This is a genomic window from Duganella kummerowiae (assembly GCF_053572355.1).
The window spans coordinates 140,055-156,194 of the sequence record NZ_JBKFEH010000008.1; the positions used below are offsets into that span (position 1 = coordinate 140,055).

Genomic DNA, 16,140 nt, shown 5'->3' on the forward strand with positions numbered 1-16,140 from the left:
TCGCCATGACCACTTTCGAACTACTCCGCAGCCACGACATTCCGGCCCTGCGCACCACGGTCGAGGAATACCACGAACCGCGCTCCGGCGCGCGCCACCTGCACCTGGCCACCGAGGGCGCCGACCTGGCCTTCCTGGTCGCCTTCCCGACCATTCCGGACGCCAGCGACGGCCGCGCCCACATCCTCGAACACCTGGCCTTGTGCGGATCGCGCCGCTACCCGGTGCGCGATCCGTTCTTCGCCATGGTGCGCCGTTCCACGGCCAGCTTCATGAACGCGATGACCTATGCGGACCGCACCGTCTATCCGTTCGCCAGCACCGGCCGCCATGACTTCTTCAACCTGCTCGACGTCTACCTGGACGCAACCTTCTTCCCCAAGCTCGATTACCTGAACTTCCTGCAGGAGGGCTGGCGCTACACGCTGGAAGGCGGCAAGCTGCACTACCAGGGCGTGGTGTTGAACGAAATGAAAGGCGCGTTCACCGATCCGCAGCGCGCGCTGTATCGCGGCCTGGCTAGCAAACTGCTGGAAGGCACCACCTATGCACTGGAATCGGGCGGCGATCCGCTGGTGATCCCGGCGCTCAGCCACGCCATGCTCAAGGAATTCCACGCCAGCCACTATCATCCGTCGCAAGCGCTGTTCATGTCGTCCGGCCCGATCGCCGCGGCCGAAGTGCAGCGCCGCATCGCCGATCGCGTGCTGAGCCAGCTCAGCGGCGCCGCGCCGCACCGCCTGCCGCAACTGGCCACGGTGAGCGCGCCGCGCAGCGCCAGCATCGCCATCCCGGCCCAGGGCAGCGGCGGCCGTGACCACGGTGTGCAGCTGGCCTGGGTGCTCGGCGAATCGGCCGACCCTGCGGTCTACTACCACGCCGTCCTGCTGCAGGCCGGCCTGCTCGGCGACGCCGCCGCGCCGCTGCGCCAGGCCATGGAATCGGCCGGCTATGGACGGCCAGCGCGCATCAACGGCATGGACCCGGGCGCGCGCCAGCTGCTGTTCCATATCGGCATGGAGGGCCTCGGCATCGAGCAACTGGAAGCTGCCCGCACCCTGCTGTGGGGCACGCTGGAGCGCGTCGCCGAGCAGGGCGTGCCGGCGGCGGCGCTGCAAGCGGCGCTGCGCGACCTCACCTACGAGCAGCGCGACACCAGCGGCGGCCGCATGCCGAACGTGCTGATGCGCATGCTGAACGCGGTGCCGGTGGTGCTGCGCGGCGGCGACGCCATCGGCGCCTTCGACAGCGCCGCGGCGCTGGAACGCCTGCGCCAGGACATCGCCGATCCGGTCTTCTTCCCCGGCCTGGTGCGCGCCTTGCTGGCCAATCCGGCGCGGCTGGATGCGCAAGTCCATCCGGACGCCGACTATTTCACGCGCCGCGCGGCAAGCGAGCGCGAACGCCTGGACGCGCTCCAGGCCACGCTCTCGCCAGCCGGGCTGGCGCAGGTGGCGGCCGATAGCCGCGCACTGGACGCGCTGCAGCGCGCGCCTGCCGACTTCTCCGTGCTGCCGCGCATCCGGCCGGCCGACGTCAGCCCGGCGCCGCTGGCGCTGCCCGAGGTGGCGGCCGCCGCTGAAGGCAAATATGTGTTCAGCATCCCCTCCAACGGCATCTCCTATGCCCGCGTGCAGTTCGATGTGAGCGCGCTGCCGCAGGCCGACTGGCCCTGGCTGGCGCTGTATGCCGGCCTGCGCGGGGATCTCGGGGTGGCCGGCCGGGACTACGCCGAGGCGGGCGCCTGGCGCCGCGCCCGGGTCGCGCGCCACGCCATCGGCTTGAACGCGGCGCCGGCCGGCGGCGGCGTGCTCAATCTGGGCATGAACTTCTTCGCCAGCGCGCTGCGCGAAGACCATGCGCCCTTGGCCGAGGTGCTGGAGACCTATGTCCGGCATCCGCGTTTCGACGAAGAGGCGCGCATCCGCTTCCTGATCGACCAGATGGCGCGCCGGCGGCTCGACGCGCTGGCGCAGGACGCCGACCGCTATGCGCGCCTGATGGCGACCGCCTCCCTGTCGCCGCTGCGCGCCTTCGAGCACGCGACGGACGGCGCGGCCTTCGTGCCCTTCCTGACCGGCCTGCAGGCGCAGCTGGCCACGCCGGACGGCTTCGCGTGGGTCCGCAACCGCCTCGCCAGCCTGCACGCGCAAATCGTCACCAGTCCCGCCACCGTGCTGGCCGCCGGCGCCGACGACGATGCCGACGCGCTGGCCGCGCTGTTGGACGCACCGCGCGCCGCGACCGGCGCCAGCGCGGCAAGGACACCGGTGCAAATGCCGACCGCCGCCGACCTGGCCCTGTTCGCGCCCAGCCAGGTCAATCACTGCCACATCGCGTGGGCCGTGCCCGACCTGCGCCATCGCGACGCGCCGGGGCTGGCGGTGGCGGCCCAGTTGCTGTCGCACCAGCTGCTGCACCAGGCGCTGCGCCAGCGTGGCGGCGCCTATGGCGGGTACGCCAGCTACGAGGAGGGCGCCGGCACCTTCACCATGAGCTCCTACCGCGATCCGCGCCTGGCCGGCACTTACGCCGACTTTGCCAGCGCGCTCGACCAGGTGATCGGCACCGCGTTTGGCCAGGAGCAGCTGGAGGAAGCGATCATCTGCGTGATCCAGAAACTGGACCATCCCGCTGCGCCGTTCGACAACGCCCTCAGCGCCTGGACGCTGCATCAGCGCGGCATCGGCCTGGCGGCGCGCCAGCAGTTCCGCACCGGCGTGCTCGGCTGCACCCTGGGCGCGGTCCGTACCGCCGTGGGCCGCTGGCTCAAGCACCAGGCGCCCAGCCGCGCGGCGGCGGTTGGCAAACTCGAGCAGGACCTGGCCGGGCTGCGGGTGCTGGATCTGCTGGCCTACAGCAAGGGCTCGCAGGCCTGAGCATTGCCCTGGCCCCCGTGACGGCCGCCGCGGCGGCCGTCATTCATTCCCCACACCATGACCTTCTTCCTCGCCCGCCTGTCGCGCGACACCTTGCTGCGCGACCCCAACTTCCGCTGTTTCTGGATCAGCGCAACGCTGAACGGCTTCGGCGGCCAGATCAGCCTGTTCGCCATCCCGCTGTGCGCGGCGGTGGTGCTGCATGCGTCGCCTGCCCAGATGGGCACGCTGGCGGCGCTGGAAGCGCTGCCGTTCGCGCTGTTTTCGCTGCCGACCGGGGTCTGGCTGGACCGCAGCCGCAAGCTGCCCATCCTGCTCGCCAGCAAGCTGGCGGCGGCGCTGATCCTGGCGGCCATCGCGCTGGCCTTCAAGGGCGGCGTGCTGTCGATGGGCTGGATGTATGCGCTGGCCTTCCTGCTCGGCTGCACCTATGTGGTGGGCGGCAGCGCCGAGCAGGTGTTCCTGACCAACGTCATCGGACGCGAACGCATCGTCATCGCCCAGACCCATTTCGCCACCAGCGATTCCGCCGCGCGCCTGCTGGGGCCTGGCATCGCCGGCGTGCTGGTGCAGTTGCTGAGCGCGCCGTTCGCGGTGCTGGCGACCTCCGCCGCCCAGCTCGCCTCCATCTTCAGCATGCGCCGCATCGTGGCCGCCGATCCGGTGCCGCCACCGAGTCCGCATCACGCCCTGCGCGACATGCTCGATGGCTTCGGTTTCATCCGGCGCCATGCCGTGCTGCTGCCGGTGGCCTGCACGGTGGCGGCATGGCAGATGCTGTTTGCCGGCTATATGGCGCTCAACGTCCTGTTCGCCACCCGCACGCTGGGACTGTCGCCCGGCATGCTGGGCATGGCGCAGGCGGCCGGCGGCGCCGGCGTGCTGCTCAGCGCCGTGCTGATGCAGCCGCTGAACCGGCGCCACGGCACCGGCAAGACCATGCTGGCCGGCCTGGTCGCCACCACGGCCTGTTTCACGCTGACGGCGGCGCTGCCGGCGCGTCCGTGCGGCAGCGCCGCGCTGGGCCAGGCCGCCTACGCGGCGCTGCTGTTCCTGCTCGATGGCGGCGTCATGCTGTTCATGCTGCCCTACATCGCATTACGCCAGCGCCACACGCCGGACCAGTACCTGGGCCGGGTGAATTCGACCATGCGCTTCCTGACCGTGTCGGTGGTCCCGCTGGGGGCGGCCAGCGCCGGCATGCTGGCCGAGCATCACGGCATCCGCGCCGCGCAATGGTGCGTGGCGGCGGCCGCCCTGGCGCTGACGGCGGTGATCTTCCGCCGTTCGCCGCTGCCGCATCTGCGGCAATGAGCGCGCCTTGTCGAGGGACCCTTCAATCGCCCAGCTGCTCCAGGTAGCGCTGCGCATCGAGCGCCGCCATGCAGCCGCTGCCGGCGCTGGTGATGGCCTGGCGGTAGACGCTGTCCTGCACGTCCCCGGCCGCGAACACGCCCGGCACGCTGGTCGCGGTGGCCATGCCGGCGCGGCCGCCGTGGGTGGCGATGTAGCCGCCGCATAGCGCCAGCTGGCCGTCAAACAGCGCCGTGTTCGGGCTGTGGCCGATGGCGATGAAGACACCGTCGGCGCCCAGCGCGCTGCGGGTTCCGTCCATCGTCGAGCTCAGCACCGCACCGGTGACCTTGCGGCCGTCGCCGACGACCTCCTCGATGACCTGGTTCAGCTGCAATGCAATCCTGCCCTCGGCCACCCGCGCCATCAGGCGATCGACCAGGATGGGTTCCGCACGCAGGCGCCCGCGCCGGTGCACCAGCGTGACATGGCGCGCGATGTTGGACAAGTACAAGGCCTCCTCGACGGCGGTGTTGCCGCCGCCGACCACCAGCACGCGCTGGTCGCGGTAGAAGAAACCGTCGCAGGTGGCGCAGGCGGACACGCCGCGGCCGCGGTACGCGGTTTCCGAGGCCAGTCCCAGATAGCGGGCCGAGGCGCCGGTGGCAATGATCAGCGCGTCGCAGGTGTAGGCGCAGCTGTCGCCGACCAGCCGGATCGGCTTCTCATGCAGGTGTGCCGTGTGGATGTGATCGAACGCGATGGTGGTGCCGAAGCGCTCGGCGTGCTCGCGCAGGCGCTGCATCAGCTCGGGGCCCTGCACACCGAGCGGGTCGCCGGGCCAGTTTTCAACGTCGGTGGTGGTCATGAGCTGGCCGCCGGGCTCCAGGCCGGTCACCAGCATCGGCTTCAGGTTGGCGCGCGCGGCGTAGACGGCGGCGCTGTAGCCGGCCGGGCCGGAGCCCAGTATCAATACGCGGGCATGGATGGCCGGCTTCATGGGTACTGCTTTCGCCGGGTATGGACGGGCGGTTGGCTCAGGCTGCCGGCGTGGGGTGCCAGGGTGGTGTTCAAGAGGGGCTCCTGTGTTGGTGGGCCCCCATGGTAGCGCCGGCGCACGGGCGGCCGTCATGACGATATGCGCGATTTCGGCGCAACTGTCCGTACGCGGCCGCCGGGACGGAATTGCAAAGGAGGGGGGGGCTCAGGACTTCAACAGGCGCGCCAGCGCCGGCAGCGCCGGACTGCCCAGGGTGCGGCTGATGTTGAAGCGCATGTGCGAACGGTAGGCCTGGTTCGAGGTGAACAACTCGCCCGGGGCCATCAGGTGGCCCTCCTCGCCCAGCCGGGCGGCCAGCGTGGTGGCGTTCGCGCCGCCCGGCAGGTTGGCCCAGACATACATGCCGGCGTCGGGCGCATGCGCGACGCCGCAGCCGAACGCGCCCAGCTGCTCGATGACGGGCTGGCGGCATGCGTCGAGGCGGGCGCGCAGCTGCGCCGCATGATGCCGGTAGCTGCCCTGGGACAGCAACTGGTAGACCACGCGTTCATTGAGCGAGGTGCCGGCGATCTGGCTGACGGTGCGGTACACCACCAGCCAGTCGATCACCTTCTGGCTGGCGCACACGTAGCCGACCCGCAGGCCCGGCGACAGCATCTTGGAAAAGCTGCCGATGTAGATGACGCGCTGGAGCTGGTCCAGGCTGGCCAGCCGCGTGGCCGGCGCGCCGGGGCCGGACACCATCAGGTCGCTGTAGGTGTCGTCCTCGACGATGGTCAGGTCGAACTCTTCCGCCAGCCGCAGGATCTGGAACGCCTTGTGCGGCGAGATATTGCCCGAGGTCGGATTGTGCAGCACCGAATTGCAGAAGAAAAAGCGCGGCCGGTGGCGTTCGCATTGGGCGCGCAGCACCTCCAGGTCCGGTCCGTCAGCCTGGCGCGGCACGGCGGCGATCTCCAGTCCCGTCGACAGCAGGCGGTCACGCAGCAGGAGCGGCCCCGGCTCCTCGACCAGCACCGGGGTGCCGGCCACGGACAAATACCGCAACACCACCAGATGCAGGGCGTCGGTGGCGCCGGCGGTGGTCATGATGCGCGCCGCCGGCACGTCGATCTGCAGGTCGCGCAGCTTGGCCTGCAGCTGCTGGCGCAATGGCAGGTAGCCGAGCGGGTCGGGATACGCCATCAGGCTGCGCGCGCTGGCGCGCGCCACCGAACGCAGGGCCTTGCCGACCGCCGTCTCGTCGAGCCAGTCCGGCGGCAACACGCCCAGTCCGGTCGTGCTGACCGCGTCGCCAGGCGGGCGCAGCAATTGAAAGCGGCGCCACTCCGACAGCAGGTGCAAGCCGCCAGGTTCGTCCGCGCGCCAGCTGGCGCGGCGGTCGGCCCTGACGAAGAATCCCGAGCCGGGGCGCGATTCCAGGCGCCCCTGGACGATCAGCTTGTCGTACGCACGCACCACGGTGTCGCGGCTGACGCCGCACTCGTCGGCCAGCTGGCGCACGGAATGGACACGCTGGCCGGCGCTGAGTTTGCCGGACTGTATGTCTTTCACCACACGCTCGACGATGCGGTCCACCAGCGATTTGCGCTCGGCGCCGTCCGCCTGTTGCGCCAACGCCTCACGATCAATGGTAACGGCAGGGCGATGGCGGATGCGTCCACGCGGCATGATGCAAGATCTCCTAGAGGTGGTTATTTTCTGTACTGATCGGAAGCTCGGTACGCAACGACGAATATGCTTCAGTGCCGTACTGTTGTGACACTAGTATGACAGAAAACATCTAATTATATTGGAGTCACATTCTCCATAAAAAAAGGTGTCCTTCATGTCCTGCCAGGTTAAGAAAGCTCTACCCCGCCACATGATTCTCCCTGCCGCGATTGCGGCCGCAGTAGCAACGCTGGCCGCGCCCGCGTGGAGTCAAACCCAGGCGGCGGCCGCTCCGGTCCGCATCGACCCGGCCACCGACTACCACCTGCAGGCCGGGCTGGTGCCGGCCACGCTGGACGCGATCGCCGTCCGCAGCGGCCGCAAGATCGTGTTCGACCGCGAAGCCCTGAGCGGTCTGATTTCCGAATCCGTGCACGGCCACCTGGCGCCCGCCGCCGCGGTGACGCAGGCGCTGACCAACACCGGCTACGTGGTCGAGGAGGACGCCGCCGGCGTGCTGACCGTCAGGCGCGCGGCGACCGTGCTGGTGACGGCACGGCGCGACCAGGCCGAAACCAGCTTCAAGGCCGACCGCTCGGACACCGCGACCCGCAGCGGCACCAGCCTGCACGTGGTGCCCGGCTCGGTCACTCTGCTCACCAGCAAGGTGCTGGAGTCGCAGCAGGCCACCAACCTGACCGACGCGCTGCGCAATGTCAGCGGCATGAAATTCGACCAGACCCCGCAGAACACCACCACCTTCCAGATCCGCGGCTTCCAGGCCAGCAGCGACACCAACGGCGTCACCGACCGCAACGCCACCACGCGCGGCGTCCTGTCGGTCGAGCGCATCGAGGTGCTGAAAGGCCCGCAGGCCATCCTGTCGGGCGGCGATTCGCTGGGCGGCGCGGTCAATATTGTGGTCAAGAAGCCACAAGCGGCGCCTATCCGCGACGTCACCGCGCAGTACGGCACGCACGAGGAAAAGATGATCGGCGCCGACCTCTCCGGCGCACTGGGCAGCGACTCGCGCCTGACCTACCGCACCATCGCCAGCAGCGACAATGCGCGCGGCAGCGAAAGCGGCCTGAACGGCAGCACCAACCGCTCGTTCATGCAGGCGCTGCGCTGGAAAGACCGCAGTACCGACCTGGTGGTCAGCGCCGACACCACGCGCATGCACCAGCCGCTGACGCGCTATACCTTCGCCCGCAACGATGGCGTGATCCTGCCGGTGCCGGACCGCCTGCTGGCCAACCCCGCCGACGGCTTCGACCAGAGCGTCTACCGCTTCGGCTACCAGCTGGAACAGCAGCTGGCCGACCAGCTGGTCCTGATCAGCCGCCTCCAGGTGGCGCGCCAGAGCTTCGACCTGCATGCGCCGTCGGCAGCGGGCCTGTCCTACGCCAAGGGCGCCCCGCCCGACTCGCCGCTGCCCAACGTCACCTTCTACGGCTCACGCACGCGATCCAACGACCACACCACCAGCGGCGACCACTACCTGCGCTACCTGTTCCCCACCGGCGAAGTGCGCCACAAATTATCGGTGGGCTACAACCACACGCTGTACAGCCTCAAGCAATACCAGACCACCAGCGACAGCATCTCGGTACCGGTCTTTACGTCCACGCCGTACTACTTCCAGGACAACCGCGACCGCGCCATCCAGCCGATCGCATACAGCGAGACCGGACAGCGGCAGCGCGGGGTGTATGCGCAGGACCTGATGTCGTATGAGAAGTGGAACCTGATGCTGAACGCGCGCCGCACCCAGTACCAGACTCCCGATAATCAATCGACGTTTTACACGACCAAGGGACCGCAGAGCTACTACTACAGCGGCACCAGCGTGCTCCACAACACCGGCGGCGCCGGCCTGGTCTACCAGTTGAACGACCGTACCTCCTTGTACGCCAGCTACGCGGAAGGCTTCGTGCCGAATACCTCGCTCAGCTGCGCCGGCGGCTTCGCACCGCCGAACGAGACCAAGAACCGCGAGGCCGGCGCCAAGTTCGACCTGATGGACAGCCAGTTCACCCTGACCACCGCCCTGTTCTCGCTGCAGAGGTCCAATCAGCTGGTGTACGACCGCGTCAACAACTGCTACAACACGCGTGACGCCCAGCGCACCCGCGGCGCCGAGGTCGATGCCCAGGGCCGCCTGCTGCCGGGCCTGGACGCCATCTTCAATTACACCTATAGTCAGGTGACCGATGTGGGCAATAGCGCGACCGCCTATGCCGGCATCCCGAAACACAAGGCCAGCGTATGGGCGGTGTACCAGTTCCAGTCGGCCGGGATGAAGGGTTGGGGAGTCGGCGTCGGCATTGCCGGCGTCAGCGCCAACCTCGGCACGACCTTTGGCAGCCCCTTCTACGTTCCCGGCGGCAGCCAGGTCGACGCCAGCGTGTTTTACGCCACCGGACCGTGGAACCTGACCCTGGGCGTGAAGAACGTGTTCGACCGCCTGCTGTATTCAACCACGGTCAGCAATTCCTTCATCCCGGTGCTGCCGGGACGCACGGTGGCCCTGACCGTCAAGCGCAGCTTCAAGTAACCGTAGGACAGCAAGGCCGGCAATGACACACAAGCTTCAGCAAGATCCGGCCAGACCCGGCCTGTCCAAGCTCGTCTTCAGCTTCTGGCGCGAAGCCAGAAGCTGGCAGGCCTACCTGATGCTGGCCGTGGTGCTGCTCATCATGTTCGGCCAGGTCTACCTGGCCGTCTGGGCCAACAAGCTGACCGGCCAGGTGACCGACTCGCTGCTCACCATGCAATGGAGCCAGATCCGCCCGGCGCTGCTGGCCAGCATCATGGCCGGCCTGTGCATGGGCGCGCTGGTGGTGCTCGATACTGCGGTGCGGGCGTTCATCGACCTGCGCTGGCGTATCTGGCTTACCGCCAAACTGCAACGGGCGTGGCTGCATGCGCACGCCTTCTACGACATCGAGCGCGACGGCAAAATCGGCAATGCCGACCAGCGCATCGCGGAAGACGTCAAGCTGTTCGTCGATAACACCTTGAGCCTCTCGCTCAGCACGCTGTCGGTCATCGTCAACGTAGCGACCTACGGCGCCCTGCTGTGGCAACTGTCCGGCGTGGTGTCCTTCAACCTGGGCGACACCCAGGTGAGCCTGCACGGCTACCTGGTATATATCGGCGTTGCCTACAACATCGGCCTGCTGCTGCTGACACACTGGGTCGGCAAGCGCCTTGTCGGCCTCAACAACGAGCGCCAGAGCGTCGAGGCCGACTACCGCTTCGGCGCCATGCAGGTGCGCGAAAACGCCGAACAGATCGCCTTCTATGGCGGCGCCCAGCGCGAATCGCAGCGCCTCACCTGGCTGTTCGAACGGGTCCGCGGCAATACGCTCGCGCTGATACTGCGCCAGGCCAAGGTGTTGTTCACCTCCAACGTCTACAGCCACTTGTTCACCGGCCTGCCCACCCTGGCAGCGCTGCCGCGCTACCTGGCCGGCGAACTCACCATGGGCGGGGTGACCCGCGTCGCCGGCGCCTATGTCATGCTGAGCAGCTCGTTGAGTTTCTTCAGCACCTCCTACCAGGTCTACACCACCTGGTTCGCGTACGCCAACCGTCTGCGCGACCTGCAATGGGCGATCCACAAGGCCGAGCTGCGGCAGAGCGGCTACACGGTCACCCATACGCCGGACCGCGCCCTGAGTACCGGCCCGCTGGCGGTCCACGATCCGCAGCAGCGCCCGCTTACCAGCGTCGCGCCGCTGCGTTTCGGTCCGGGTGAGCGCTGGATGGTGCGCGGGCCGTCGGGCGCCGGCAAGAGCACGCTGCTGCGCGTGCTGGCCGGGCTGTGGCCCTACGGCAGCGGCGCCGTCGCCATCCCGCGTGACGCCAGGCTGATGTTCGTGCCGCAGCGCAGCTATCTGCCGGCCGGGACCTTCAAGGAGGCGATGTGCTATCCCGAGCCGCCCGAGCGCTATAGCGACGCCGAGTGCCTGCGCATCCTCGCCGACTGCGGGCTGGCGGAACGCATCACCAATCTGCAAGCGGTCGACCAATGGCAGCAGCGGCTGTCCGGTGGCGAACAGCAGCGCGTCGCGTTCGCGCGCATCCTGCTGCACGCGCCGGACTTCGTGTTCCTGGACGAGGCCACCAGCGCCCTCGATCCGGAACTGGAAGCGCGCTTGTACGCCAGGCTGATACAGGCGCTGCCCGGCAGCACCATCGTCAGTGTCGCGCACCGGCCCGATCTGGCCCGTTTCCACGACCACTTGCTCGATATCGCCGCCGAACGCAATGCGGTATGCGGCCACGCTCCGCACATACTTCTTCCCGTTGCTGCCGGAGGGCACGGTTGCCCTGGCCATCCAGCGCAGCTTCCAGCAACCGTGGGACAACAGAGCCAGCAATGACACACAAGCTCCAGCAAGATCCGGCCAGGCCCAGCCTGTCCAAGCTCGTCTTCAGTTTCTGGCGCGAAGCCGGAAGCTGGCAGGCCTACCTGATGCTGGCCGTGGTGCTGGCCATCATGTTCGGCCAGGCTTATGTGGCCGTCTGGGCCAACAAGCTGGCCGGCCAGGTGACCGACTCGCTGCTCACCATGCAATGGAGCCAGATCCGCCCGGCGCTGCTGGCCGGCGTCATGGCCGGACTGTGCGCCGGCACACTGGTGGTGCTCAATACCTCGGTGCAGGCCCTCCTCGACCTGCACTGGCGGACCTGGCTTACCGCCAAACTGCAACAAGCCTGGCTGCATGCGCACGCCTTCTACGACATCGAGCGCGACGGTAAAATCAGCAATGCCGACCAGCGCATCGCGGAAGACGTCAAGCTGTTCGTCGACAGAACGCTGCACCTCTCGCTCAGCACGCTGTCGGTGCTGGTCAGCGTGGCGACCTACACCGGACTGCTGTGGCAACTGTCCGGCGTGCTGTCCTTCACCTTGGGCGACACCCAGGTGAGCATCCACGGCTACCTGGTGTATATCGCCTTTGCCTACAACATCGGCCTGCTGATGCTGCTGCACTGGGTGGGCAAGCGCCTGATCGGCCTCAACAACGAGCGCCAGAGCGTCGAGGCCGACTACCGCTTCGGCGCCATGCAGGTGCGCGAAAATGCCGAACAGATCGCCTTCTATGGCGGCGCACAGCGCGAATCGCAGCGCCTCACCTGGCTGTTCGAACGGGTCCGCGCCAATACGCGCGCGCTGATACTGCGCCAGGCCAAGGTGTTGTTCGCCCAAAACGCCTATAGCTATCTGTTCACCGGCCTGCCGACGCTGGCGGCGCTGCCGCGCTACCTGGCCGGCGAGCTCACCATGGGCGGCGTGACCCGCGTCGCCGGCGCCTATAGCATGCTCAGCGGCGCATTGAATTTCTTCAGCCAGGCCTACGCAAGCTACGCCACCTGGCTCGCTTATGCCAACCGCCTGCGCGACCTGCAATGGGCGATCCACAAGGCCGAGCTGCGGCAGAGCGGCTACACGTTCACGCGCTCGCCGGACCGCGCCCTGAGCACCGGCCCGCTGGCGGTCCACGATCCGCAGCAGCGCCCGCTTACCAGCGTCGCGCCGCTGCGCTTCGGTCCGGGCGAGCGCTGGATGGTGCGCGGGCCGTCGGGCGCCGGCAAGAGCACGCTGCTGCGCGTGCTGGCCGGGCTGTGGCCCTACGGCAGCGGCGCCGTCGCCATCCCGCATGACGCCAGGCTGATGTTCGTGCCGCAGCGCAGCTACCTCCCGACCGGGACCTTCAAGGAGGCGATGTGCTATCCGGAGCCGCCCGAGCGCTACAGTGACGCCGAGTGCCTGCGCATCCTGGCCGACTGCGGGCTGGCGGAACGCATCACCAATCTGCACGCGGTCGACCAATGGCAGCAGCGGCTGTCCGGTGGCGAGCAGCAGCGCGTCGCGTTCGCGCGCATCCTGCTGCATGCGCCGCACTTCGTGTTCCTGGACGAAGCCACCAGCGCCCTCGATCCGGAACTGGAAGCGCGCTTGTACGCGGCGCTGATGCAGGCACTGCCGGGCAGCACCATCGTCAGTGTCGCGCACCGGCCGGAACTGGCCCGTTTCCACGACCATCTGCTCGACCTCGCCGCCGCACGGAAATCGCCTGCGGACATTCCGGCCGCCAGCCAACATTGAGCTTGGCCTGATCCAGCGCATACCGGGGCGCTCCGCCTGCGTGGCGGGCCCGCCACGGTTGCGCCTGGGGGCCCTTCCCTCCTGTGGCGCGCTAGCAAAAGCACCCGCTACCTCAGCCAACTGCATCTTGACTGTTGCCGCATCTCAATTAATACTGGATGCCCCCGGGGTCCCGCCCTCCATTGCATCATGCAATCCACCGTTTTTGCAAAGGAATCCGCATGAACAAGCTCACCGTCCGCACCAGCCTGATGGCGGTTCTCACCTTGTTTGCCGCCATGATACTGGTCGGCGCCGGTGTCGGCGTCTATGCACTCAGCCAGGCCAACCAGTCCACCTCGCAGGTGTACCAGATGTCGTCCCAGGTGATCGCCATCAACGACGCCTACAAGGACACTACCCGCACCCGCTCGGCCATGACGCGCGCCTATTCCATCCTGAAGGAAGGCGGCGCCCCGGCCGACAAGGACTCCGCGCTCAAGAGCGCCCAGACCTCATATGACCGCACCCTCAAGCAGCTGGCCAGGTTCAACGACATGCCGGCCTATCCGGGCCAGGACGCCGCGCTGAAAAGCGGCCTGGTGACGGCCGGCCGCGAACTGTCGCAGGGGCTGGAACAGGCCGCCAATGCCCTGCGCGCCGACGACAGCGCTACTTACAGCCGCATCAACGCCAAGGACCTGACCCCGCTGGGGGCCAACTTCTCTTCCCTGCTGGAGAAATTTCAGAAAGAGGCCGACACCAATACCAGCGAGCTGATGGAAAGCCGCGGCCGCGACTACCAGCTGGTGCGCGGCCTGGTGGTGCTGGGCCTGGCCATCGCAATGGCGCTGGTGGTGGCCGTGCACTTCATGCTCAAGCGCGTAGTGCTGCAGCCGCTGGACCATGCAGTGGGCCTGCTGGACCAGGTGGCGCGCGGCGACCTGACCGCCCATATCCAGGCCGGCAGCAGCAATGAAATCGGCAGGCTGATAGGCGCCATCGGCCGCATGCAGCAGGACTTGCGCAGCACCGTGAGCAAGGTGCGCAGCGGCGCCGACGCCATCAACACGGGCGCCGAGGAAATCTCGGCCGGCAATATGGACTTGTCGAGCCGCACCGAAACCCAGGCCAGCTCGCTGGAGGAAACCGCCGCCTCCATGGAGGAACTGACCAGCACCGTGCGCCAGAACGCGGAAAACGCCCAGCAGGCCCGCCAGCTGGTGCAGAACGCCTCCGACACGGCCGCCAAGGGCGGCGAGGTCATGGGCCAGATGGTCAACACCATGCAGGACATCAACGATTCCTCGCGCAGGATCGTGGACATCATCTCGGTGATCGACGGCATCGCGTTCCAGACCAATATCCTCGCCCTGAACGCGGCGGTGGAAGCGGCCCGCGCCGGCGAGCAGGGCCGCGGCTTCGCGGTGGTGGCCTCCGAGGTGCGCAACCTGGCGCAGCGCTCGGCCACGGCGGCCAAGGAAATCAAGGAATTGATCGACAACTCGGTGTCCAAGGTGGACTTCGGCGCCACCCTGGTGCAGCAGGCCGGCGCCACCATGAACGAGGTGGTGGACAGCGTGCGGCACGTGACCGGCATCGTGGCCGAGATCGCCGAGGCCAGCCGCGAGCAGAGCGACGGCATCGAACAGGTCAACCGCGCCATCACGCAGATGGACGAGGTGACCCAGCAGAACGCGGCCCTGGTGGAACAGGCGGCCGCCGCCACCCAGTCGCTGCAGCAGCAGGCCAGCAACCTGGCCGCCACCGTCAGCGTGTTCAAGATCGAGGGTGCTGGCGCGCCGTCGTCGTCGCGCCAGCTGGCGCTGCGCTAAGAACCCGTTTCAAAATGACCATGGCGTCGTTACGGCTCCTAGCCGTGCAGGCGCACTGTCTTCGTCGTCCCGGCCTTGGCCCGTGCCTAGCCCTGCTCATTTTGAAACGGGTTCTAAGCCATCAAACGGGCATGGTGCTTGCGGTGGCGCAGCAGCGCCAAGACCTGGAAGGCAAGCGCGCCAGGCAGGCCTGCGCTACATCGATCAAGGCGATGAGTCCCAACCCGTGACAGTGGACGGTCGGCCCGGCCGGCCTTAGAACTTGTGCATCATGCCCAGGGTGACGCCGCGTCCATGCGCACTATTGGGCACGGCGCCGGTCATGCCGGCCGCATTGCCCTTCCAATTGGTGGAGTCTGCTTCCACATACAGCGTGGTCCGCTTGGACAGCTCGTGCTCCAGGTAGGCATACACGCGGTCAAAGCCGTCATCGATAAAGCCGGTGCTGTTGCGCCGCACCCGGTAATAGGCAAGGGTCAGCAGGTCGGCCGGCGAGAGCGAGACGCTGGCGCCGCCGGAGGCGATGCGCTGCCTGGTTTCCTTGTTGATTGCCGTGTCAGCCTTGTTGTTACCGTAATTGGCCTTGATGGTCACCGAGGCCAGCTTGTAGGCGGCGCCGATGGTATAGGCATCGAGCGCGAAATCGGCACGGTTCTTGAACTTCATGTAGCCACCCGACAGGGCCAGTGCGTCGCGCTGGTAGCTCAGGGCAGCGCCCATGGTGGACAGCGCGCCGGTGTCGCCCGGCACCTCGCCAAAGGAATAGGACAGCCGCGCCGTGACCGGTCCCATCTCGCTGGTGAACTTCAGCATGTTGTCGAGGCGGTAGAAGTTGTCGTTATACCCGCTGGTCCCGTACTGCGTGCCGAAGGCATGGGTGCCATACGCCGTATTGCTCAGAGCGGTGACATTGATATTGGGGTTGAAGCTGGCATTGCGCATCCCCAACGGATCGACCGGATTGATCGCATCGGACAGTATCGTGGCCTGCCTGCCCAGGGTCAGCGTGCCCGCGCCGGTCTTCAGTCCCACCAGGGCAATCCGGTCGAACAGTTTGTCGGACTTGGCGCTGCTGCCGGTGTCGAGATTGAGGCCGCCCTCCAGGTGAAACACGGCGGCCATGCCATTGCCCAGGGCTTCCTGGCCCTTGAACCCCCAGCGGCTGGTGTTGTTGACGCCACTGGTAATGGCGGAAGTGGTATCGGAGGGCGTCGGCGCATTACTCGCGTTCATTCCCCTGCTGTAGCGCGCGCCGAGGTCGGCTATGCCATACAACGTCACACTGGATTGGGCCATGGCCGCCGCCGGCAGCAAAATAAGGCCTCCGGCAAGCCCCAAGCCTGCCATACATGTTTTGTTTTTCATCGTCTCCCACCCTCA

At 67.5% G+C, this 16,140-nt stretch carries 9 protein-coding genes; 6 read left to right on the forward strand and 3 right to left on the reverse strand.

What is annotated here, in order from left to right:
* Positions 1-5 precede the first annotated feature (5 nt).
* Entirely contained in the window at positions 6-2,879 is a 2,874-nt protein-coding gene (locus tag ACLB1G_RS08455) for an insulinase family protein (RefSeq protein ID WP_491626761.1), read from the forward strand.
* Positions 2,880-2,936: 57 nt separating this feature from the next.
* Complete coding sequence (locus tag ACLB1G_RS08460; RefSeq protein WP_491626762.1) at positions 2,937-4,193, forward strand: MFS transporter; 1,257 nt, start codon at positions 2,937-2,939, stop codon at positions 4,191-4,193.
* Between the two features lie 22 nt (positions 4,194-4,215).
* On the opposite strand, the gene trxB is transcribed toward ACLB1G_RS08460, so the two are convergent.
* Together trxB and ACLB1G_RS08470 are read right to left on the reverse strand one after the other, a co-directional pair.
* Positions 4,216-5,172, reverse strand: coding sequence for a thioredoxin-disulfide reductase (gene trxB / locus ACLB1G_RS08465; protein ID WP_491626763.1), 957 nt, complete (start codon positions 5,170-5,172; stop codon positions 4,216-4,218).
* 204 nt (positions 5,173-5,376) lie between these two features.
* Positions 5,377-6,843, reverse strand: a complete 1,467-nt coding sequence (locus ACLB1G_RS08470; protein WP_491626764.1) for an aminotransferase-like domain-containing protein — start codon at positions 6,841-6,843, stop codon at positions 5,377-5,379.
* 193 nt (positions 6,844-7,036) lie between these two features.
* Here ACLB1G_RS08470 and ACLB1G_RS08475 point away from each other — a divergent pair, with 193 nt between their 5' ends.
* The 4 genes from ACLB1G_RS08475 (at position 7,037) to ACLB1G_RS08490 (ending at position 14,760) form a co-directional block, all read left to right on the forward strand.
* The gene (locus tag ACLB1G_RS08475; RefSeq protein ID WP_491626765.1) at positions 7,037-9,382 is read left to right on the forward strand and encodes a TonB-dependent siderophore receptor; all 2,346 of its coding nucleotides are present in this window, start codon (positions 7,037-7,039) and stop codon (positions 9,380-9,382) included.
* A gap of 22 nt (positions 9,383-9,404) precedes the next feature.
* Positions 9,405-11,216, forward strand: a complete 1,812-nt coding sequence (locus tag ACLB1G_RS08480; protein ID WP_491626766.1) for an ABC transporter ATP-binding protein/permease — start codon at positions 9,405-9,407, stop codon at positions 11,214-11,216.
* Positions 11,213-12,946, forward strand: coding sequence for an ABC transporter ATP-binding protein/permease (locus ACLB1G_RS08485; protein ID WP_491626767.1), 1,734 nt, complete (start codon positions 11,213-11,215; stop codon positions 12,944-12,946). The genes ACLB1G_RS08480 and ACLB1G_RS08485 overlap by 4 nt, the downstream gene beginning before the upstream one ends.
* Positions 12,947-13,167: 221 nt before the next feature.
* The gene (locus ACLB1G_RS08490; protein WP_491626768.1) at positions 13,168-14,760 is read left to right on the forward strand and encodes a methyl-accepting chemotaxis protein; all 1,593 of its coding nucleotides are present in this window, start codon (positions 13,168-13,170) and stop codon (positions 14,758-14,760) included.
* A 255-nt stretch (positions 14,761-15,015) separates the two neighbouring features.
* Here ACLB1G_RS08490 and ACLB1G_RS08495 read toward each other — a convergent pair whose 3' ends face one another.
* Positions 15,016-16,125 carry a porin gene (locus ACLB1G_RS08495; RefSeq protein WP_491626769.1) on the reverse strand — a complete coding sequence of 370 codons (1,110 nt, stop codon included), beginning with the start codon at positions 16,123-16,125 and terminating at the stop codon, positions 15,016-15,018.
* Positions 16,126-16,140 lie beyond the last annotated feature (15 nt).